This is a genomic window from Herbaspirillum sp. GW103, assembly GCF_000261365.1.
Classification (GTDB): domain Bacteria; phylum Pseudomonadota; class Gammaproteobacteria; order Burkholderiales; family Burkholderiaceae_D; genus Herbaspirillum.
On the sequence record NZ_AJVC01000002.1, the window covers coordinates 107,390 to 125,976 of the forward strand.

20 protein-coding genes are annotated in these 18,587 nt (G+C 63.8%); 15 read left to right on the forward strand and 5 right to left on the reverse strand.

The genetic code is table 11. From position 1 onward, the window contains the following. Positions 1-2: 2 nt before the first annotated feature. The gene (locus tag GWL_RS02005; protein WP_008326161.1) at positions 3-422 is read left to right on the forward strand and encodes a nuclear transport factor 2 family protein; all 420 of its coding nucleotides are present in this window, start codon (positions 3-5) and stop codon (positions 420-422) included. On the opposite strand, the gene GWL_RS02010 is transcribed toward GWL_RS02005, so the two are convergent. Then, complete coding sequence (locus tag GWL_RS02010) at positions 423-1,139, reverse strand: MgtC/SapB family protein (protein ID WP_008326162.1); 717 nt, start codon at positions 1,137-1,139, stop codon at positions 423-425. A 302-nt stretch (positions 1,140-1,441) separates the two neighbouring features. On the opposite strand from GWL_RS02010, the gene GWL_RS02015 reads away from it, so the two are divergent. From GWL_RS02015 to GWL_RS02045, 7 genes are all read left to right on the forward strand, one after another. Next, positions 1,442-2,329 (forward strand): AraC family transcriptional regulator, encoded by an 888-nt coding sequence (locus GWL_RS02015; protein ID WP_237713505.1) that lies wholly within the window; start codon positions 1,442-1,444, stop codon positions 2,327-2,329. A gap of 167 nt (positions 2,330-2,496) precedes the next feature. Continuing rightward, the gene (locus GWL_RS02020; RefSeq protein WP_008326164.1) at positions 2,497-3,417 is read left to right on the forward strand and encodes an ABC transporter substrate-binding protein; all 921 of its coding nucleotides are present in this window, start codon (positions 2,497-2,499) and stop codon (positions 3,415-3,417) included. A 58-nt stretch (positions 3,418-3,475) separates the two neighbouring features. Next, complete coding sequence (locus tag GWL_RS02025) at positions 3,476-4,978, forward strand: sugar ABC transporter ATP-binding protein (RefSeq protein WP_008326165.1); 1,503 nt, start codon at positions 3,476-3,478, stop codon at positions 4,976-4,978. Continuing rightward, positions 4,968-5,954, forward strand: a complete 987-nt coding sequence (locus GWL_RS02030; protein ID WP_034349824.1) for an ABC transporter permease — start codon at positions 4,968-4,970, stop codon at positions 5,952-5,954. The genes GWL_RS02025 and GWL_RS02030 overlap by 11 nt, the downstream gene beginning before the upstream one ends. A 52-nt stretch (positions 5,955-6,006) precedes the next feature. Then, the gene (locus GWL_RS02035; RefSeq protein WP_008326168.1) at positions 6,007-6,738 is read left to right on the forward strand and encodes an SDR family oxidoreductase; all 732 of its coding nucleotides are present in this window, start codon (positions 6,007-6,009) and stop codon (positions 6,736-6,738) included. Positions 6,739-6,787: 49 nt separating this feature from the next. Beyond that, complete coding sequence (locus tag GWL_RS02040; protein ID WP_008326169.1) at positions 6,788-8,434, forward strand: FGGY-family carbohydrate kinase; 1,647 nt, start codon at positions 6,788-6,790, stop codon at positions 8,432-8,434. Positions 8,435-8,448: 14 nt separating this feature from the next. After that, positions 8,449-9,174, forward strand: coding sequence for an SDR family oxidoreductase (locus GWL_RS02045; RefSeq protein WP_008326170.1), 726 nt, complete (start codon positions 8,449-8,451; stop codon positions 9,172-9,174). 70 nt (positions 9,175-9,244) lie between these two features. Here the strand turns inward: GWL_RS02045 and GWL_RS02050 are convergent, their stop codons facing one another. Then, positions 9,245-9,460 carry a glycine zipper 2TM domain-containing protein gene (locus GWL_RS02050; RefSeq protein ID WP_008326171.1) on the reverse strand — a complete coding sequence of 72 codons (216 nt, stop codon included), beginning with the start codon at positions 9,458-9,460 and terminating at the stop codon, positions 9,245-9,247. Positions 9,461-9,711: 251 nt separating this feature from the next. On the opposite strand from GWL_RS02050, the gene GWL_RS02055 reads away from it, so the two are divergent. Beyond that, complete coding sequence (locus GWL_RS02055) at positions 9,712-10,791, forward strand: alpha/beta fold hydrolase (protein WP_008326172.1); 1,080 nt, start codon at positions 9,712-9,714, stop codon at positions 10,789-10,791. Between the two features lie 95 nt (positions 10,792-10,886). Here GWL_RS02055 and GWL_RS02060 read toward each other — a convergent pair whose 3' ends face one another. Beyond that, positions 10,887-11,996 carry a diguanylate cyclase domain-containing protein gene (locus GWL_RS02060; protein ID WP_008326173.1) on the reverse strand — a complete coding sequence of 370 codons (1,110 nt, stop codon included), beginning with the start codon at positions 11,994-11,996 and terminating at the stop codon, positions 10,887-10,889. A gap of 100 nt (positions 11,997-12,096) precedes the next feature. Here GWL_RS02060 and GWL_RS23225 point away from each other — a divergent pair, with 100 nt between their 5' ends. From GWL_RS23225 to GWL_RS02075, 4 genes are all read left to right on the forward strand, one after another. After that, positions 12,097-12,390: a hypothetical protein gene (locus GWL_RS23225; RefSeq protein WP_008326174.1), complete on the forward strand. Its 294-nt coding sequence runs from the start codon at positions 12,097-12,099 to the stop codon at positions 12,388-12,390. Positions 12,391-12,417: 27 nt separating this feature from the next. After that, positions 12,418-13,038, forward strand: a complete 621-nt coding sequence (locus GWL_RS02065; protein WP_008326175.1) for a glutathione S-transferase family protein — start codon at positions 12,418-12,420, stop codon at positions 13,036-13,038. Between the two features lie 67 nt (positions 13,039-13,105). Next, complete coding sequence (locus GWL_RS02070) at positions 13,106-15,169, forward strand: pyridoxamine 5'-phosphate oxidase family protein (protein WP_008326176.1); 2,064 nt, start codon at positions 13,106-13,108, stop codon at positions 15,167-15,169. A 93-nt stretch (positions 15,170-15,262) separates the two neighbouring features. Continuing rightward, positions 15,263-16,153, forward strand: a complete 891-nt coding sequence (locus GWL_RS02075) for a LysR family transcriptional regulator (protein ID WP_008326177.1) — start codon at positions 15,263-15,265, stop codon at positions 16,151-16,153. Positions 16,154-16,165: 12 nt separating this feature from the next. Here the strand turns inward: GWL_RS02075 and GWL_RS02080 are convergent, their stop codons facing one another. Beyond that, complete coding sequence (locus tag GWL_RS02080; RefSeq protein WP_008326178.1) at positions 16,166-16,903, reverse strand: type 1 glutamine amidotransferase; 738 nt, start codon at positions 16,901-16,903, stop codon at positions 16,166-16,168. A 264-nt stretch (positions 16,904-17,167) separates the two neighbouring features. Here GWL_RS02080 and GWL_RS02085 point away from each other — a divergent pair, with 264 nt between their 5' ends. After that, positions 17,168-17,401, forward strand: coding sequence for a type II toxin-antitoxin system Phd/YefM family antitoxin (locus GWL_RS02085; protein WP_008326179.1), 234 nt, complete (start codon positions 17,168-17,170; stop codon positions 17,399-17,401). Further along, positions 17,398-17,793, forward strand: a complete 396-nt coding sequence (locus GWL_RS02090; RefSeq protein ID WP_008326180.1) for a type II toxin-antitoxin system VapC family toxin — start codon at positions 17,398-17,400, stop codon at positions 17,791-17,793. The genes GWL_RS02085 and GWL_RS02090 overlap by 4 nt, the downstream gene beginning before the upstream one ends. A 52-nt stretch (positions 17,794-17,845) precedes the next feature. On the opposite strand, the gene GWL_RS02095 is transcribed toward GWL_RS02090, so the two are convergent. Continuing rightward, positions 17,846-18,370, reverse strand: coding sequence for a HipA domain-containing protein (locus GWL_RS02095; protein ID WP_237713506.1), 525 nt, complete (start codon positions 18,368-18,370; stop codon positions 17,846-17,848). Positions 18,371-18,587: the final 217 nt, after the last annotated feature.

Below are 18,587 nucleotides of genomic sequence, written 5' to 3' on the forward strand. Positions count from 1 at the left end.
CCATGCAGCACCTGGACCGTTTGCTGGACTGGTATGGCGCGCTGGACCCCGGCAGCCTGGAACGGATTGGTGAATTTTATTCACAAGAGGCCCTGTTCAAGGATCCCTTCAACGACATCAAGGGCCTGCGTTCCATCCGCGCCATCTTCGCGCACATGTTCGAGACCACGGAAGAGCCACGCTTCGTGATCCTGGAGCGCATGGGGCAGGGCGCACAGGGCTTTGCCACCTGGCGTTTCGAGTTCCGGCTCAAGGGCCGGTTCTACACGGTGCTGGGAGCGACGCATTTGCGCTTCGATGCAGCGGGGCTGGTCATCGAGCACCGCGACTACTGGGATGCGGCTGAAGAGCTGTGGCAGAAATTGCCGCTCATCGGCGGGCCGGTGAAGTGGTTGCGCGGCAAGTTCAGCGCTACTAATTGATCAATCGGTCGTACTGGGACTCCAGAACGCCTGTTTCACGGCCGGCAAGGCCAGCAGCCGCTCGACCAGCGCATCGAGCTCATCGCCATCCACGGAAGTGGCCGCCAGGGTGGCTTCGATTTCCACCTCATCATCGGTAAAGGGCCGCACATCCAGGTCGTGCGTAGGATGGCGGCTTTGCTCCAGCATGTCGGTCACGGCGGTCAGCACACGTTTCTGGTGTGCGCTCTCCACGATCAGGTGGAGGGTGTTGGTCACTTCCACCGAGGGCACGTCCAGCGGCTTGCGGTTGATGGTATTGACCACCGGGCGCAGCAGGGTATTGGCGGCCAGCACGAAGAGGGTCGCCAGGATCGCTTCCAGGATCAGGTCCGCGCCCGCTGCCGCACCGACCGCCGCCGAGCCCCACAAGGTGGCGGCGGTGTTGATGCCGCGCACATTGCCTTCCTCGCGCATGATCACGCCCGCGCCCAGAAAACCGACGCCCGAGACCACATAGGCCACCACATGGACCGCGCCGTCATGCCCGCCCAGGCGGTTGGCCATGTCCACGAAGACCGCCGCCCCCAGCGCCACCAGCACATTGGTGCGCAGGCCGGCAGTACGCTGCCGGTACTGGCGTTCCAGGCCGATCAGGCCACCCAGCACGAAGGCGGCGGTGAGGCTGATGAAGGTATCGAGCAGGGAATCGAGATTGATGTTGGCCAGGATTTGCATGGGACTTCCGGTACGTTCAGGGGGACGGCGCGCGGTGTGCGCTGCGCCATGGTGCGCGATGATGCCCCTTCAATGCAACAGGGGCATGACAAATCGGGCGCAGACGGAGCCCGGAGGGCCGTTTTGCTGCCGTGCATCGTATTTCATTCTCTTTGTTCAAAAATGCAAAAAAGTATCAGTCCCTCTTCGCTGGTGATGTAGAAGCCCCAGCCAGACGGGCACTAAGATGCAGTACATGGCGAAAACTGACAACAGCGATTTGTCAGATTCCACAAAGAAAATGCTCTCGATTGAGAGGAGACATGATGCAGCCCGACCTGGAACTGGTCCATATCCGCAAGGGGGAATCCTTTGCGGCATGGATGCACGGCTACCCCTTCCGTACCGTGCGCTGGCACTACCATCCGGAGTACGAGATCCACCTGGTGGTGGCGACCTCGGGCCGTTTCTATGTTGGTGACCACATCGGCGATTTCGCGCCCGGCCAGCTGGTGATGACCGGTCCCAATCTGCCGCAGAACTGGATTTCCAATATCGGCCGCGATGAAGTGGTGCCGGTGCGCTCGCTGGTGATCCAGTTCCCCGAGCAACTGGTAGACCAGTGCGCGGCCAGTATCCCCGAGATGGATGCCATCATGCCGCTGCTGGAGCGCAGCCATCGCGGCCTGCTCTTCGATGCCGCCACCAGCGATATGGTGCGCCCGCTGATGCAGCGACTGATCGACCAGCGCGGCCTGAAACGGCTGGCGTTGTTCTGGGAAATCCTCGACGTGCTGGCCAATTCGCCCGAACCCGAAGTGCTGGCCAGTCTCTCCTACAAGCTCGATCTCTCCGGCGTGAACAGCAGCGGCCTCAATCGCGCCATCGCCTATCTGCGCGAGCACCTCACCGATGACATCGGCGAACAGGACCTGGCCGACATGGTGGGGCAGAACCTGAGTACCTTCTCGCGCGCCTTCAAGCGGCACACCGGGACCACGCTGGTACGCTACAAGAACCAGCTGCGCGTGGACCTGGCCTGCCTGGCCCTGCTCAACAATCCGGAGGCGCGCATCACCGACATCTGCTACGAGACCGGGTTTTCCAATCTCTCCAATTTCAACCGGCACTTCCAGAAGATCAAGGGCATGTCGCCTTCGGAGTTCCGCAATACCTTTGCCAGCAATGGCCTCTTTGCCGCCACCGGATAGCGTCGGCGGAATCTGAGAAATCATTTAGATCATTTCCCTGATCCGGGGAAGCCGCATTCAGGAAAGCCCCGCTTTCCGGAACAGGACAGGTGTCGCCTGTCACTTCGTAACGAGCATGCCGGGCAATCCCGTCATCAAGCACACGACCAACAACAATGGAGACTGCAATGAAGAAAGCACTGACCGCACTGGCCCTGTCCACCGCCACGCTGGTGGCCTTCACCGCACCGGCAGGCGCGCAGGAACTGTCCAGGCTCAAGATCGGCATGAGCTTCCAGGAAATGAACAACCCCTATTTCGTCTCGATGAAGAAGGCGCTCGATGAGGCCGCCAAGTCCTTCGGCGCCAAGGTCATCGTCACCGATGCTGCCCACAACGTGGCCAAGCAGATCGCCGATATCGAAGACATGTTGCAACAGAACATCGACATCCTGCTCATCAACCCGACCGACTCCGCTGGCGTGGAAGCGGCAGTGAAAGCGGCCAAGGCGCGCAACGTGATCGTTGTGGCGGTCGATGCCAATGCCTCCGGCCCGGTGGACATGTTCGTCGGTTCCAAGAACAAGGATGCCGGTTACCAATCCTGCCGTGCGCTGGCTGATGCCATCGGCGGCAAGGGCGAGGTGGCCATCCTCGACGGCATCCCCGTGGTACCCATCCTGCAGCGCGTGGAAGGTTGCAAGCAGGCCCTGGCCGAGTACAAGGACATCAAGCTGGTGGCCACCCAGAACGGCCGTCAGGACCGCTCGGTGGCGCTGGGCGTGGTGGAGAACATGATCCAGGCGCGCCCCAACCTCAAGGGCATCTTCTCCGTCAATGACGGCGGTGCCATGGGCGCACTGGCGGCCATCCAGGGCAGCGGCAAGGATATCAAGCTCACTTCGGTGGATGGTGCGCCGGAAGCGGTCAAGGCCATTGCCGATGGCGGCCCCTTCATCGAGACCACCGCGCAGTTCCCGCGTGACCAGGTGCGCGTGGGCCTGGCCATGGCCCTTGCCAAGAAATGGGGCGCGCGCGTGGTGCCCAAGGAAGTGCCCATCGACGTCATGCCGGTGACCAAGAAGAACGCGGCCGGCTTCAGCTGGTAAGCCGTCGGTGCGGCAGCCATGCGTTGCCGCACCTTCCTTTCCCTCGATGGAGGCAGCCATGCTCCAACTGACTGGTATCAAGAAGAACTTTGGCCCCGTGACAGTGCTGCGCGGTGTCGATCTGGAGGTGCGCGCCGGTGAAGTCCACGCGCTGCTGGGCGAGAACGGCGCGGGCAAGTCCACGCTGATGAAGATCCTCTGCGGCATCGTCGCGCCGGACGGCGGCGAGATCCGCATCGATGGTGAACCGCGCCGCTTCGCCCGCTATCACGAAGCCATCGCAGCGGGCGTCGGTGTGGTGTTTCAGGAGTTTTCACTGATCCCCTATCTGGATGCGGTGGACAACATGTTCCTCGCCCGCGAACAACGCGGTAGGTTCGGCCTGCTGCAACGCGCGGCCATGAAGCGTCGTGCGGCGCAGATCATCGCGCAACTGGGCGTGGAGATTGCTTTGGATGTGCCCGTGTGCAGGCTCTCGGTGGCGCAGCAACAGTTTGTCGAGATCGCCAAGGCACTGGCACTCGACGCCCGCATCCTGGTGCTGGATGAACCGACCGCAACCCTCACCCCCGGTGAGGTCGAGCACCTCTTCAAGGTCATGCGCGGCTTGCGCGAACAGGGGGTGGCGATCATTTTCATCTCGCATCATCTGGAAGAAATCTTCGAGATCTGCGACCGCATCACCGTGCTGCGCGATGGTGCATACATCGGCACCTGCGCCGTGAGCGAAGTGGATCAGGCGCAGCTGGTAGAGATGATGGTCGGACGGCGCATCGAGAACTGTTTTCCGCCCAAGCCTGTGGCCGCGCCCGAAGACGATGTGGTGCTGGAGGTCCAGGCACTGCAGTTGAAACGCCATGGCCCGGTGTCGCGCTTCCAGTTGCGACGCGGCGAGATCCTGGGCTTTGCCGGTCTGGTCGGGTCCGGACGCACCGAGACCGTGCTGGCCATGCTGGGCGCGCATCCGGCGGTGCAGTGCCAGCTCTCCATGCGCGGTGTGCCGCTGCGCTTTGCCGATCCGGCGCAAGCGCTGCAGGCCGGCATCGGTTTGCTGCCGGAGAGTCGCAAGGAGCAGGGACTCATCACCAGCTTCCCCATCCTGCACAACATCTCGCTGAACAACTACGGCAAGTATCGGTGTGGTGGCCTCTTCCTCGACCGTCGACGTGAAGCCGACGCCACGCGCACGGCCATGCAGCGTGTGCGGGTGAAGGCACCGGATGCGCATGCGCGGGTCGATACCCTGTCCGGCGGCAACCAGCAGAAGGTGGTGATCGCGCGCTGGATCAATCACCACATGCAGGTGCTGATCTTCGATGAACCGACGCGCGGCATCGATGTGGGTGCCAAGGCCGAGATTTACCAGCTCATGCGCGAATTCACCGCGCAAGGCTATTCCATCATCATGATTTCTTCCGAGTTGCCGGAGGTGGTCGGCATGGCAGACCGGGTCTGCGTCTTCAAGGGCGGCGGCATCGTGGCCACCGTCGAAGGCGATGCCGTGACCGCCGAGGAAATCATGACCCATGCAACCAGCGGGAGACTTCACCATGCAGCATGACGCAAACGCTCTCGGCGCCGCCCCCGTGCACGCCGCTTCCCGGGCGCGCTGGCGCGCCCTGATCCATTCACCACTGGCGCTGCCGCTGGCCGGGCTGGTGGTGGTGTCGCTACTCATGGGGCTGGCCTCGGACAGTTTCTTTACCGTCTCCAACTGGCTCAACGTGCTGCGCCAGGTGTCCATTGTCGGCATCCTTGCCGTGGGCATGACTTTCGTCATCCTCACGGGCGGCATCGATCTGTCGGTCGGTGCGGCCATGGCATTGGCCGGTACCTTGTCGGCCGGGCTGATCGTCAACAGCGGCCTGCCCGCACCGGTGGCACTGCTGGCCGGGGTGGCGCTGGCGGTGGCTATCGGCCTGCTCAACGGCGCACTGGTGGCCTGGGGCCGCATGCCGGCCATCATCGTCACGCTGGCCACCATGGGCGTGGCACGCGGGGTCGGGCTGATCTACTCGGGCGGCTATCCGATCTCGGGGCTGCCGGGCTGGATCTCGTGGTTCGGCGTGGGGCGCATCGGCATGATCCCGGTGCCGGTGATCCTGATGCTGGTGGTCTATGCCCTGGCGTGGGTGCTGTTGCAGCGCACGCCCTTTGGTCGCCATGTGTATGCCATCGGCGGCAATGAGATGGCAGCGCGTTTGTCAGGCGTGAAGACTACGCGCATCAAGCTGGCGGTGTATGCGATTTCCGGTTTCACCTCGGGGCTGGCGGCCATCATCCTCACGGGCCGCCTGATGTCAGGCCAGCCCAATGCGGGCGTGGGTTTCGAACTGGATGCGATTGCCGCCGTGGTGCTGGGCGGCACGGCCATCGCCGGTGGGCGCGGGCTGGTGGTGGGCACGCTCATCGGTGCGGTGCTGCTGGGCATCCTCAACAATGGCCTGAACCTGATGGGCATCAATCCCTACCTGCAGGACATCATTCGCGGCGTGATCATCCTGCTGGCGATCTATATCGCCAGGGAATGGCGTTGAGCAATTCCATTCCTTTTATTCATACTTGATTTCATTCACAAGGAGACAGAACATGACACTATCCCTGGCCGGCAAGATCGCCGTCATCACGGGCGCCGCCTCCGGCATTGGCCTTGCCACCACCGAAAAACTGCTGGCCAATGGCGTGACCGTGGTCATGGTGGACTGGAATGCCAAGGCCCTGGAAGCACTGTCCGCACGCCTCGGTCCCAAGGCCATCCCGCAGGTGACCAATCTGCTGGATGCCGACAGCTGCGCGGCGATGGTGCCGGAGATACTCAAGAAGGTCGATCACATCGACATCCTCTACTGCAATGCCGGTACCTATATCGGCGGCGAGCTGGTGGACACCACGCCCGAGGCCATCGACAAGATGCTCAATCTCAACGTCAACGCCGTGATGAAGAACGTGCATGCGGTGGCGCCGCACATGATGGAGCGCAAGAGCGGCGACATCATCGTCACCTGCTCGGTGGCCGGGCATTTCCCGACTTACTGGGAGCCGGTTTATGCGGGCTCCAAATGGGCCATCACCTGTTTCGTGCAGACCATGCGGCGCCAGATGATCCCGCATGGCATACGGGTGGGACAGGTTTCTCCGGGACCGGTGATCTCGGCGCTGCTGGCCGACTGGCCCGAAGAGAACCTGCGCAAGGCGAAGGAATCCGGCAGCCTGATCGAGCCTTCCGAAGTGGCCGATGCGGTGGAGTACATGCTGACCCGCAATCGCAACGTGACCATCCGCGATATGCTCGTGCTGCCCACCAATTTCGACCGCGTGTGAGTGCAATGCACGCGGCAGGGTGGTCCCTTCAGGCAACCAGCGAGGAAAGATGGAGACCTATCTGATCGGCATCGATGTCGGCACCGGTTCGGCCCGGGCCGGCGTATTTGATCGTAGCGGCACGTTGTGTGGCAGCGCCCGACATGACATCGATCTTTTCCGCGACGAGCGCCGTGCGCGCGTCGAACAATCCAGCGCCCAGATATGGGACGCGGTATGTCATGCGGTGCGCGCCGCGGTCGCTACGGCCGGCATCGATCCGGCCAGCGTTACCGGCATCGGTGTGGATGCCACCTGTTCGCTGGTGGTGCAAGGCGCACCGGCGGGCGTGGGCGATGCGGACCATCCCGAGCGCGACGTCATCGTGTGGATGGATCATCGCGCGCTGGAGCAGGCACAGCGCATCAATGCTGGCGGGCATGCGGTGCTGTCCTATGTGGGCGGCGTGATTTCGCCGGAGATGGAAACACCCAAGCTGCTGTGGCTGAAGGAACACCTGCCGGCGGTATATCACGGGGCGGCGCATTTCTTCGACCTCACCGATTTCCTGACATGGAAGGCGACCGGATCCTTGCAGCGCTCATCCTGCACCGTCACCTGCAAGTGGACTTATCTGGCCCATGAAGGGCGCTGGGATGCCGACTACTTCCGTCGCATCGGCCTGGGTGATCTGGCCGACCAGGGGTTTGCACGCATCGGCCAGGAAGTGGTGTGGCCCGGTACGGCATTGCGCGGCGGCTTGTCCGGGCAGGCCGCGCAGGCACTGCAGTTGCGACCCGGTATTGCGGTGGCTGCCGGACTCATCGATGCACACGCCGGTGGTGTGGGCACGGTGGCCGCGCGCGGCGGTGCGGGGGATGCGGCAGCCTGCATGGCCTATGTGTTCGGAACCTCGTCCTGCACCATGACCAGCAATGCCGAGGCCGTCTTCGTGCCCGGCGTGTGGGGCCCGTATTACAACGCCATGGCACCCGGCATGTGGCTGAACGAAGGTGGACAGTCCGCCGCGGGTGCGGCCATTGATCACCTCTTGCGGCTGCATCCGGCCACGCCGCAAGCGCGCCAGCAAGCCGCCGCCGAGGGCATGGAGTTGCCGCAGTGGCTGGCCGCGCGGGCGCTTGCCGCTGTTGCACAACCGGCGCAGGCGGTCTGGCTGGCCGGGCAGATCAACGTGGTGCCGGAATTCCTCGGCAACCGTTCACCGCTGGCTGATCCGCAGGCGCGCGCGCTGTTGCTGGGGCTGGGCATGGAACACGACATCGACAGCCTGGTGGCGTTCTACGTGGCCGGTTTGTGCAGCCTGGGCTACGGCTTGCGCCAGATCATCGAGGCGCAGGCGGCGTGTGGGGTGCGCATTGCCAGCATCGCGGTCTCGGGTGGCGCCGGTACGCATGCGCTCACCCGCCAGTTGCTGGCCGATGCCACCGGTCTGCCGGTGGAAATCACCGCCTGCCCGGAGCCGGTGCTGCTGGGATCGGCCATGCTGGCCGCTGTCGCTGCCGGTACCCATGCCGACCTGAAGACGGCCATGGCTGCCATGTCCAGCGTGGCCGGACGCAACGCCCCGGTGGGGGAGACCATCGGCCAACTGCACCAGGCGCGTTATCAGGCCTTTCTCAACAGCCAGCAACTGGCGCGCGAGGTGCGCGACAGCCTGGCCCCGCTGCTGGCGGCGCAGTCCGCCACCGCGCATTGAACAAGGAAACCCGGATGGAATTTTCAGGAACATCGGTCATCATCACCGGCGCCGGCAAGGGTATAGGACGCGCCTGCGCGCGGCTGATGGCACAACGAGGGGCCGAGGTGATCGCCCTGTCGCGCACCGCCAGCGATCTGGCCAGCCTGCGCGAGGAAATCGGCGCTCGTTCGATCCAGGTCGACCTGGCCGATCCTGCCGCCGCCCGGCGCGCCATGGCGCAGGCCGGCACGGCGGATTTTCTCATCAACAGTGCCGGCATCAACGTGCTCCAATCCAGTACCGAGATGAGCGATGAAGCCTACGAGGCCGTTCTGGGGGTGAATCTGCGCGCCGCCCTCATCACCTGCCAGGCCTTCGCGCGGGCGCGCATGGCCGCCGGGGGAGGCGGCGCCATCGTCAACATCAGCTCGATTGCAGGTCATCGCGGCTTTGCCGAGCATCTTTGCTATGCCGCCTCCAAAGCCGGTCTGGAAGGCGCGACGCGGGTCCTGGCCAAGGAACTGGGGGCCTATGGCATCCGCGTCAATGCGGTGGCTCCGACCATCACCCTGACCGAACTGGCCGAGGCGGCCTGGAGCGATCCGGCCAAGTCGGCACCGATGATGGTGCGCCATCCGCTACAGCGCTTCGCCAGCGCCGAGGACGTGGCGCGCAGCATCGCCATGTTGCTCTCGGCGGATGCCGCCATGCTCACGGGTGCAGTGGTGCCGGTCGATGGCGGCTTCCTGGCGGCGTAGGCCCTGCAGACGCAACAAGGGCGGCCCGAAGACCGCCCTTGCAAGGGGCTGGTAGCCGTCCGGAGTCGGCTCAACGGCCGATCTGATGGCCGATGATGCCGCCCACGGCCGCACCGCCGGCAGTACCGATGCCGCTGCCACCGGTCAGGATGGCGCCGCCCACGGCGCCTACGGTGGCGCCGATGGCAGTGTTCTTGTCGCGGGTGCTCATGTTGCTGCAGCCGGTCATGGCGGTCAGCGCGATGGCAGTGATGGAAATGGCAGCGATCTTGTGCAGTGTTTTCATGATTTTTTTCCTGATCGAAAGTTGGGCTGGTTCCCGAAGTTTTTTGAATGAGGGCCCGGCTCGCGCAGGCTGCCTCAGAGAGGCAGGCGAAGGCGAGCGGACAAGGCAATAGACCAGCTTGTTCTCGAAAAGATTCGAGTTGCAACACGTTCTCTTACAGTTGTTACATACTTTGGCCTGCGTCCTACCATCCCTTGGGAAGAGGGGTAGCAGGCGTGTATTTTTCATAATAACCAGACCAGAGAGACCTCATGACCCTGACCTCAAGCCTGCGCCGGGCGGCCCGCCTGTTGCTCACCTCTTCCGTGCTCCTGCTGGGAGCCGCTCCCGTGCATGCCGCCGAACCGCTCAAACCGGTCGAAGGCAGCTGGGTGGCACCGCGCTTCCAGTTCCATACCGGCCAGACGCTGGAGGACCTGCGGCTGCACTACATCACGCTGGGGGAACGCAGCAACCCGGCGGTGTTGGTGCTGCATGGTACCTACCAGAGCGCTGGTGCGATGCTGTCCAAGGACTTCGGCGGCCAGCTGTTCGGTCCCGGCCAGCCGCTGGACGCCGGCAAGTATTTCATCATCATTCCGGACGGCATCGGCGTGGGCAAGTCCAGCAAGCCTTCCGACGGACTGCGCGCGGCCTTCCCGCAATACAACTATGACGACATGGTGCTGGCGCAATACCGCATGCTGACCGAGGGCATGGGCATTACGCACCTGCGCCTGATCATCGGCAATTCCATGGGCGGCATGCAGACCTGGCTGTGGGGCGCTACCCATCCGGGCTTTGCCGACGCTCTGGTGCCGATGGCGTCCCAGCCCACCGAGATGGCCAGCCGCAACTGGATGATGCGGCGCATGCTGGTGGAATCCATCAAGCAGGACCCGGCCTGGAACAATGGCAACTACACCACCCAGCCGCCCTCGCTGCGCCTGGCCAACAACATGTTCATCATTGCCACCAATGGCGGCACGCTGGCCTACCAGGCCAGCGCCGGCACCCATGTCCAGGCCGACAAGCTGGTCGATCAGCGTCTGGCCGCGCCGGTGACGGCGGACGCCAATGACTTCATCTACCAGTGGGGTTCCTCGGCCGATTACAACGCCGCGCCGGGTCTGTCGAAGATCAATGTGCCGGTGCTGGCCATCAATTCCGCCGACGATGAACGCAACCCGCCCGAGACCGGCCTCATGCAGGCCGCATTGAAGGAAGTGCCGAGTGCGCAATTGCTGCTCATCCCCGCCAGTACCGAGACACGCGGCCACGGTACCACCGGCATGGCGCGCTTCTATGCGCGCGAACTGGGGCAGTTCATCCAGGGCTTGCCCACCCGCTGACGCGCAGCCCTGCCACGTCGGGGGGACGGATCTTCACCAGCGGTCTGTCCCCGGCTTGCGGGCGTGCCTGCATCGCCTATCCGGCGGTATAGAGTTCATATCCGCTCTTGCCCCGGTGCTTGACGTGATACATGGCGGCATCGGCCTGCTCCAGGAGTCGCGACAGGTCTTGCCCGTGGCTGGGATAAAGGCTGCTGCCCGACCTCGATGGGGGCGGCCAGCTTGGCCAGCAGCTTCTTGGCGATTTCCGGGGCCTGGTCCTGGCGTTCCAGTTGGGTGGCGATCACGGTGAATTCATCGCCGCCCAGGCGCGCGCAGATGTCGGTGCTGCGCACGGCTTCCTTCAAGCGCTGCGCCACGCACATGAGCACCTTGTCGCCGACCGCATGACCGGCCTGGTCATTGACGGGTTTGAAGTTGTCCAGGTCGATGTAATACACCGCCACCAGGTGATGGGGCCGGGTGGCCAGCAGCAGCGCCTGGTCGAACAGGTTGTTCATGAAATGCTTGTTGTAGAGGCCAGTGAGTGGATCCTTGAAGGCCATCTTGAGTGCCTTTTCCTCGGCCTGGATCAGGCGCCGGTGGAACAGTGCCAGGATGGCCGTGAGCAGGCTCATATACAGCAGCGCCACCAACGCCGTGCCCAGCAGAAAGCCATAGCGCAGCCAGGGGGCATAGAGCGATCCGACCAGTCCGCCGCAGGCCCAGTGCAGCATCAGGGCGATGGCGGCGGTGGCCATGCAGCGGCGCATGAGCGGCGGACAGTCGAGGTCGTCGCGCAGGATCATCCAGCACAGGCTGCCCAGCGCAAACACGTTGAAGAGGGCATAGCTGGTGCTCTTGATGAGCGGCAGGGCCAGCTGGTTGTCTGACCACAGCATCCACAGTTCGGCGATGATGGCCGCCAGGCTGACCAGCCGTACCAGCCGGGTGCGATGCCCAAGATCGAAGAAGCGCACGAAGCCGATCACCAGCAACACTTTTTCCAGGATCAGGAAGCTCCCGTACACCGGACTGGCCAGGGCGCGCTCGCCCAGTGGCGCCAGGTAGAGCACTGCCAGTCGTCCCACCAGGGCACAGCCGATGGCGGCAGCGAACCAGTTGGCACCGGGAGGAGTGCGCGGGATGCGCGCGGCCAGCAGGAACAGCGCAATGAAGACGCAATACACTCCAGCCCCGAAGGCGTGCACGATCTGATAATGCATAGCGTCCCCTTGCGCTTTGCCATCCGCCTGTCCCCAGGGCCCGAACAGGCCCTCCCCGCGAAAGATCATAACCAAGCGACATGGGCGCGTACAGGAGGAAATGAAGGCTTCTTCACACATCCCGTCAGGCAACATTTCCCGTTCGCAAGCGCGGGCCGCCAACGCCCGTGCCAGCGATTCTTCAAGCGAGCTGGGCGCTACCGGGCGGATGAGCGACGTTGCTGGTGAAGGCGAGACTGAACGAAGCTTCCGGATTCTCGTTGAGGGCTCGTTTTTTCCTTCACATTTTTCTTCACATTATTCCTCTCTGTGCAATAAAGAAGTGTCGACGGCACGGATTCTCTTCATTCGCGCTTGGCTCCACACTGGCGTCACGGTCAAGGAACATCCATGACCGACCCAATCCACCAGGAGCCCTCCCATGAAGATCCATCATTTCCCCTTGTCCGGTCATGCTCATCGCGCCGTCCTGTTCGCTTCGCTGCTGGGCCTGGAGGCCGAGCTGATTCACGTGGACCTGGCCGGTGGCGCCCACAAGCAGCCGGCCTTCCTCGCCTTGAATCCCTTTGGCCAGGTGCCGGTGCTGGAAGATGGGGATGCCGTCATCGCCGACTCCAACGCCATCCTGGTCTACCTGGCCAAGAAGGCCGGCCGCACCGACTGGCTGCCCGAGGATGCCCAAGGCGCCGCCGCCGTGCAGCGCTGGCTGTCGGTGGCCGCCGGTGAGCTGGCCTATGGTCCGGCCGCCGCACGCCTCATTACCGTCTTCGGTGCCCGTTTCAATCCGGAAGAAGTGATCCAGCGCGCGCACCTGCTGCTGGGCCGCATGGAGCAGCACCTGGCCACGCGCCAATGGCTGGCCGCCGATCACCCGACCATCGCCGATGTGGCCGTCTACAGCTACCTGGCCGGGGCGCCCGAGGGCAACGTCGACCTCAGCGCCTATCCGGCCGTGCTGGGCTTGCTTGAACGTGTCGAGGCGCTGCCCGGCTTCGTGCCTTTCCCCCGCACCGCCGCTGGTCTGCGGGCTGCCCAGGCCTGATTGTCCGGGCGCATTTCCAGGCCGCCGTCACGGCGATTGCTGGCACTGTCTTTTCGAGAGGTCCGTCATGAGCACTTTCCCCAAGCTACCGACCTGGCACGCCGGTGAGAAGCAACTGCAAGCGCAACTCGGCGTGGCCGACAAGATGGAGTCCGTGGGGCAGCGCGTGGTGCGCGACTTCATGCCCGAGCAGCACCGTGATTTCTACGGCCAGTTGCCCTTCATCGTGCTGGGCAGTGTCGATGCGTCGGGCGACGCGTGGGCCACCTTCCTCGAAGGCCATCCCGGCTTCCTGGCCTCGCCTGCGCCGACCCGGCTGGACATGCACGCCCGTCCCGCGCCCGAAGACCCGGCCGCCGCCGGCATGGCCGCAGGCGCGCCGGTCGGCCTGCTGGGCATCGAGATGCACACGCGGCGCCGCAATCGCATGAATGGCGTGCTCGCACCGCTGGCCGACGGATGGCGCGTGCAGGTGGAGCAGAGCTTCGGCAATTGCCCGCGCTACATCCAGCTGCGCGACTATTCCTTTGCCCGCGAGCCCGCCGAGGCGCACACCGGGCAGAGCGAGATGCTGTCCACGCTGGACGCCCCGGCCCGTGCCCTGATCGCCGGCGCCGATGCCTTCTTCGTGGCCACCTATGCCGATCTGGAAGGGCGGCGCCAGGTGGATGTCTCGCATCGGGGCGGCAAGCCGGGGTTTGTCAGGGTCGATGAGGAGGGCGTGCTGACCGTGCCGGACTTCAACGGCAACCTGTTCTTTTCGACCCTGGGCAACATCGTGCTCAATGGCCATGCGGGTTTGCTCTTTGTGGACTATGCCTCAGGCGATGTCTTGCAGATGACCGGGCAGGCTGAGGTGATCCTCGACTCCCCCGAGATCGCCGCCTTCGAGGGTGCCGAGCGCCTGTGGACCTTCCGCCCGCAGCGCATCGTGCGCCGCCGTGCGGCACTGGCCTTGCGCTGGGCGTTCCAGGAACACGCCTTTTCGCCCTATGCGCTCATGACGGGCGACTGGCAGCAAGCCGCCGAGCGCCTGCGCGCCCAAGCCCTGGCGGGCCAGTGGCGCAGCCTGAAGGTGGCGCGCATCGTGCAGGAAAGCGAGACCATCCGCTCCTTCCACCTGGTGGCCGACGATGGCGCCGGGTTGCTGCCGGCGCTGCCGGGCCAGCACCTGCCGATCCGGGCGCAGACCGAGGCCGGGGCCGCGCCGTTGATCCGCACCTACACCTTGTCTTCGGCACCGCACGAGGGGCATTACCGCATCAGCGTCAAGCGCGAGGGCGTGGTATCGCAATACCTGCATGCGCAGCTGCGCGAGGGCGACCGCATCGAGTCGCGCGCCCCGGCGGGGGATTTCACGCTCGATACCGCCACCGACAGGCCGGTGGTGCTGCTGGCCGCGGGCGTGGGCATTACGCCGATGATGGCCATGCTGCGCCACCTGGTCCAGGAAGGATTGCGCCGCCAGCGCATGCGCCCGGCCATCTTGTTTTACGCCGCACGCACAATGGGCGAGCGCGCCTTCGACGCCGAGCTGGCCGAGCTGGTGGCGGCCTCGCGTGGCGCGGTCAGGCTGGTACGCGTGCTCAGCGATACCACCGGCGCCCGCGAGGGCGACGCGTTCGACGCCGCTGGCCGTATCGACATGAACCTGCTCTCGCGCAGCCTGCCGTTTGGCGATTACGAGTTTTACCTGTGCGGTCCGGGCGGCTTCATGCAGGGGCTCTACGATGGCTTGCGCGGATTCGGCATCGGCGATGAGCGCATCCATGCCGAAGCCTTTGGTCCGGCCTCGCTCACCCGCACCGGCAACACCGTCGAGGCGGCGGTGCCGCTGGCACCGGTGGCGGACACGGCCGTCCCGGTGATCTTCATGGAAAGCCTCAAGGAAGCCCGCTGGACACCTGACTCTGGCAGCTTGCTGGAGCTGGCCGAAGCACGCGGCCTGTCGCCCGAGTTCAGTTGCCGCGAAGGCCACTGCGGTACTTGCCGCACCCGTTTGCTGGCCGGCGAGGTGACTTACCTCAAGCCGCCGCAGGCCAGCGTGGGCGAAGGCGAGGTGCTGCTGTGCTGTGCGCGTCCGGCCAAGCCATCTGGCACGGATGCGCAGCGCCTGGAGCTGGCGCTGTGAGGGCGATATGAAGGCTTTGGAAAGTCCCGCTCTCCGGATGCCGCTGAAGAGGGCATAATGCGACCTTCTCCGACAGGCAGGCAAGGAAGGCACATGGACCGATGGCTGGCAATGCGAATCTTCGTGCAAGTGGCCGAGACCGCCAGTTTCGCCAGGGCGGCGCGGCAGATGCAGTTGAGTGCGCCGGTGGTCACCCGCACCGTGGCGGGACTGGAAGAACTGGTCGGCGCACGGCTGCTGGTGCGTACCACGCGCTCGGTCAAGACTACCGAAGCCGGGGCTCGCTATCTCGAAGACTGCCGCCGCATCCTGGCTGAAATCGCGGAGGCCGAAGCGGCCGCCGCCGGCCATTACGACCAGCCCTCGGGCACGCTGTCGGTGACGGCGGCCTTGTTGTTCGGGCAGCTGCATGTGCTGCCCATCGTCACGGAATACCTCGATCTCTATCCGGGCATGCGGGCGCGGACTTTCTTCGTGGATCGTCCGGTCAACATCGTGGAAGAGGGCATGGATGTGGCGGTGCGTATCGGCCATCTGCCCGATTCCGGATTCACGGCCATCCAGGTCGGTTCGGTCAGCCGCGTGATCTGTGCCTCACCCGACTATCTGCGCCAGCATGGCACGCCGACCTCGCCCGCTGATCTGAAGCAGCATCGCATCGTCACGTCCACCAGCGCCTGGGCTTCGCCGGAATGGCGCTTTGCCGATGGCCAGCGTGTGGTGATCGATGCGGCCCTGCAGACCAATACCAATGAAGCCGCCATCAGCACCGCCCGCCAGGGCTGGGGGTTGACGCGCGTGCTGGCCTATCAGGTGGCAGCCGACCTCCAGGCCGGGCGCTTGCAGCGGGTCATGAGCGAGTTCGAAGAGCCGCCCCTGCCGATCCACGTGCTCTATCCGGAAGGGCGGCGTTCCCCGGCCAAGGTGCGCGCCTTCATCGATCTGGCGGTGAGCCGCCTGCGCGCGCATCCTGCGTTCCACTGAGCGCTGCGGGATTCATCCGTAATACGCTGGTACCCGCACTGAAATACGCAGGGGGCGGTTCAGTTGGCGCGTCCATGCCGCGTAGGTCTGGTCGGCGACCAGGCGCAGGGCGGCGATGCGCTCCGGCAATTGATCGAGGATCTGTTCCCGGCTTTGTGCCGCCGGGCCGCGTGCACAGAGCAGTTCGTCGCGTCCGGTCGCACACCAGTTGCGCACGCTCTCTTCGGTCACTTCGAGATGGCCCTGGAAACCCCATTGCTTGCCGCGCATGAATCCCTTGTTGAGGCAGTGGCTGCCATACATGGTGCGCACGGCGCCGACGGGAATTTCGAAGGTGTCGTAATGCCAGTTGAAGATGCTCACCTGACGTGCCAGTCCCATACGTTGCTGTGCCGGGGGCGTGACCCAGACCGGGCTCCAGCCGATGTTGGCGCAGAGGTTGCGGCTGACCCGTGCGCCCATGGCGCGGGCCGTCAGCTGGGCACCGAAACAGTGGCCCAGCACCGGCACGTCGCGGGCCAGAGCATCTTGCAGGAGGGCGTGTTCGGCATGAATCCAGGGCAGGTCTTCATTGACGCTGTGGTCGCAGCCCAGCGTGACGATGCCGGAAAACTGGCTGGCATCGCGCGGGGCATCGCCCTCGGCGGCGGGGTGGAACAGGCGATAGGGCAGGGCGTGTTGTTCCAGATGATCGAGCAGGACACCAGGGCCCTGCGTGCTTTCATGCTGGAGGATGGCGATCGGTCTCATGAACGGGGGACGGGCTTGGGCCGGTCCGTAGTGGCGGAGACGTCAATGTAGGATGGGGTACGTAAACGGCGGGTTGTATTTTTGAGTGGGGATGTAAACATCCCGTAAAGCCACAGACGCGAACGAGGGTGCGGCGCCGGTCAGGGATCACTCATTGTGAACAGCGATGTTGCCACCAAAATGACTTGTAACGATAGTCATTTTTGCTGCATGATGTGAAAAGTCCTTAATCCAGGCCATCGTCGTTTCACGAAGAGGTGATCCATGCAAGGCAACCAGGTATCCAAGACGGAATTCAAGGCCAAAGCGCTGGAATATTTCCGCCAGGTCGAAGCATCCGGGGAAAGCGTAGTGGTGACCGACCACGGCAAGCCCACCGTGGAAGTCCGTCCGTTTCGGGACGCCGAGCGTGCGCCACTGACTATCCTGGCGGGCTCCGTATTACGTTATGAAGACCCTACCGAGCCGCTCGATGTGGCGTGGGAGGCGGGCCAGTGATCGTTCTCGATACGCATGCTTTGGTCTGGTGGGTCAGTGGCGATGCCACCTTGAGCCGGAAAGCACGCAAGACGATTGAAAAGGAGATGGGGGACGGCGAGATCCTCATCTCGGCTATTTCCGCCTGGGAAATCGCCATGCTCGTGGAGCGCGAGAAACTGGTGCTGTCCATGGAGGTAGAGCGCTGGATGAATACCGTGTCGGAAATCGATGCAGTGCGTATCGTGCCGATGGATGTGGAAATTCTCGTGAAATCGGTGAACTTGCCAGGAGAATTTCACAAGGATCCGGCTGACCGGATGATCGTGGCAACGGCGCGAAAGTTTTCGGTCCCGCTTGTCACGAAGGATGACAAAATTCGCGCCTACCCGCATGTCAAGACCGTCTGGTAGAAGGGCCGCCAAGACGGCGGCCTTCGATGTGTGTTCTGTGCAGCGGGCCTTCTTAAATCTTGCGCATGTGCAGGGATTTCGCGACCAGAATGAGCGTCGCAGAAGAAGCCGCAACTATCCGCGCGCCGCCGCCCCGAGTTGCCTGGCCATGGTCTTGATGGCCAGATGATGAATGCTGCCGAGCATGCGCAACTGAGGCTGCGGCCGACAGCGACAGGACCTGGGCCGCATCCAGTGTGTGCAGGCGGCGTACCCGGTCCGCTTCGATGCTGCGGTCGAAGCGCTCCACGATGTACACCGGCGAAGGGACGTAGCGCAGCTCGACCTTCGGCACCGTCAAGCCCATTCCTTGCGCCAGTCTGGCACAGAACCATTCGTTGACTGCGCTGCTTGGATAGTGGGCGCTCGGCACATCGGGCTTGATGATATGGGTCGATGCCAGGCTGCCGGTCGGTTCGAAAAGTTGGCCGTCCTGCAGCACCGGACGCATCGTGCCGTCGTCCTGATGCAGCCCGGCTGTCAGCGGAATTCCGGGAGAGAGTTCGTGCCCGGTGCTGATCCAGTTGTCGGATGACACAGTTAGTGAAAGTCTCGCCCTTGAATACAACGCTTTTTTCGCTAATGGTGACGCACCGCATTTTGACTACGCCATAGAAAGTGAAAAATGCTAGCAACAATGCCACAGAAATTGAAATTCCCTCAACGGCGATACGAGGCACGAGCTGCTCCGATTACAAAGTGCTCTCTCCGCCATATTGTTGTTATCTAATCTGAGTAGAAATAGGTTAGCGATG

What these genes read in the sequence shown, in the direction of transcription:
- GWL_RS02070 (WP_008326176.1), top strand. Translation starts at nt 13,106, where the DNA reads ATGAGCACTTTCCCCAAGCTACCGACCTGGCACGCCGGTGAGAAGCAA.
- GWL_RS02045 (WP_008326170.1), top strand. Translation starts at nt 8,449, where the DNA reads ATGGAATTTTCAGGAACATCGGTCATCATCACCGGCGCCGGCAAGGGT.
- GWL_RS23225 (WP_008326174.1), top strand. Translation starts at nt 12,097, where the DNA reads ATGAAGGCTTCTTCACACATCCCGTCAGGCAACATTTCCCGTTCGCAA.
- GWL_RS02020 (WP_008326164.1), top strand. Translation starts at nt 2,497, where the DNA reads ATGAAGAAAGCACTGACCGCACTGGCCCTGTCCACCGCCACGCTGGTG.
- GWL_RS02040 (WP_008326169.1), top strand. Translation starts at nt 6,788, where the DNA reads ATGGAGACCTATCTGATCGGCATCGATGTCGGCACCGGTTCGGCCCGG.
- GWL_RS02055 (WP_008326172.1), top strand. Translation starts at nt 9,712, where the DNA reads ATGACCCTGACCTCAAGCCTGCGCCGGGCGGCCCGCCTGTTGCTCACC.
- GWL_RS02010 (WP_008326162.1), bottom strand. Translation starts at nt 1,139, where the DNA reads ATGCAAATCCTGGCCAACATCAATCTCGATTCCCTGCTCGATACCTTC.
- GWL_RS02005 (WP_008326161.1), top strand. Translation starts at nt 3, where the DNA reads ATGCAGCACCTGGACCGTTTGCTGGACTGGTATGGCGCGCTGGACCCC.
- GWL_RS02030 (WP_034349824.1), top strand. Translation starts at nt 4,968, where the DNA reads ATGCAGCATGACGCAAACGCTCTCGGCGCCGCCCCCGTGCACGCCGCT.
- GWL_RS02060 (WP_008326173.1), bottom strand. Translation starts at nt 11,996, where the DNA reads ATGCATTATCAGATCGTGCACGCCTTCGGGGCTGGAGTGTATTGCGTC.
- GWL_RS02080 (WP_008326178.1), bottom strand. Translation starts at nt 16,903, where the DNA reads ATGAGACCGATCGCCATCCTCCAGCATGAAAGCACGCAGGGCCCTGGT.
- GWL_RS02015 (WP_237713505.1), top strand. Translation starts at nt 1,442, where the DNA reads ATGATGCAGCCCGACCTGGAACTGGTCCATATCCGCAAGGGGGAATCC.
- GWL_RS02035 (WP_008326168.1), top strand. Translation starts at nt 6,007, where the DNA reads ATGACACTATCCCTGGCCGGCAAGATCGCCGTCATCACGGGCGCCGCC.
- GWL_RS02085 (WP_008326179.1), top strand. Translation starts at nt 17,168, where the DNA reads ATGCAAGGCAACCAGGTATCCAAGACGGAATTCAAGGCCAAAGCGCTG.
- GWL_RS02025 (WP_008326165.1), top strand. Translation starts at nt 3,476, where the DNA reads ATGCTCCAACTGACTGGTATCAAGAAGAACTTTGGCCCCGTGACAGTG.
- GWL_RS02065 (WP_008326175.1), top strand. Translation starts at nt 12,418, where the DNA reads ATGAAGATCCATCATTTCCCCTTGTCCGGTCATGCTCATCGCGCCGTC.
- GWL_RS02050 (WP_008326171.1), bottom strand. Translation starts at nt 9,460, where the DNA reads ATGAAAACACTGCACAAGATCGCTGCCATTTCCATCACTGCCATCGCG.
- GWL_RS02075 (WP_008326177.1), top strand. Translation starts at nt 15,263, where the DNA reads ATGGACCGATGGCTGGCAATGCGAATCTTCGTGCAAGTGGCCGAGACC.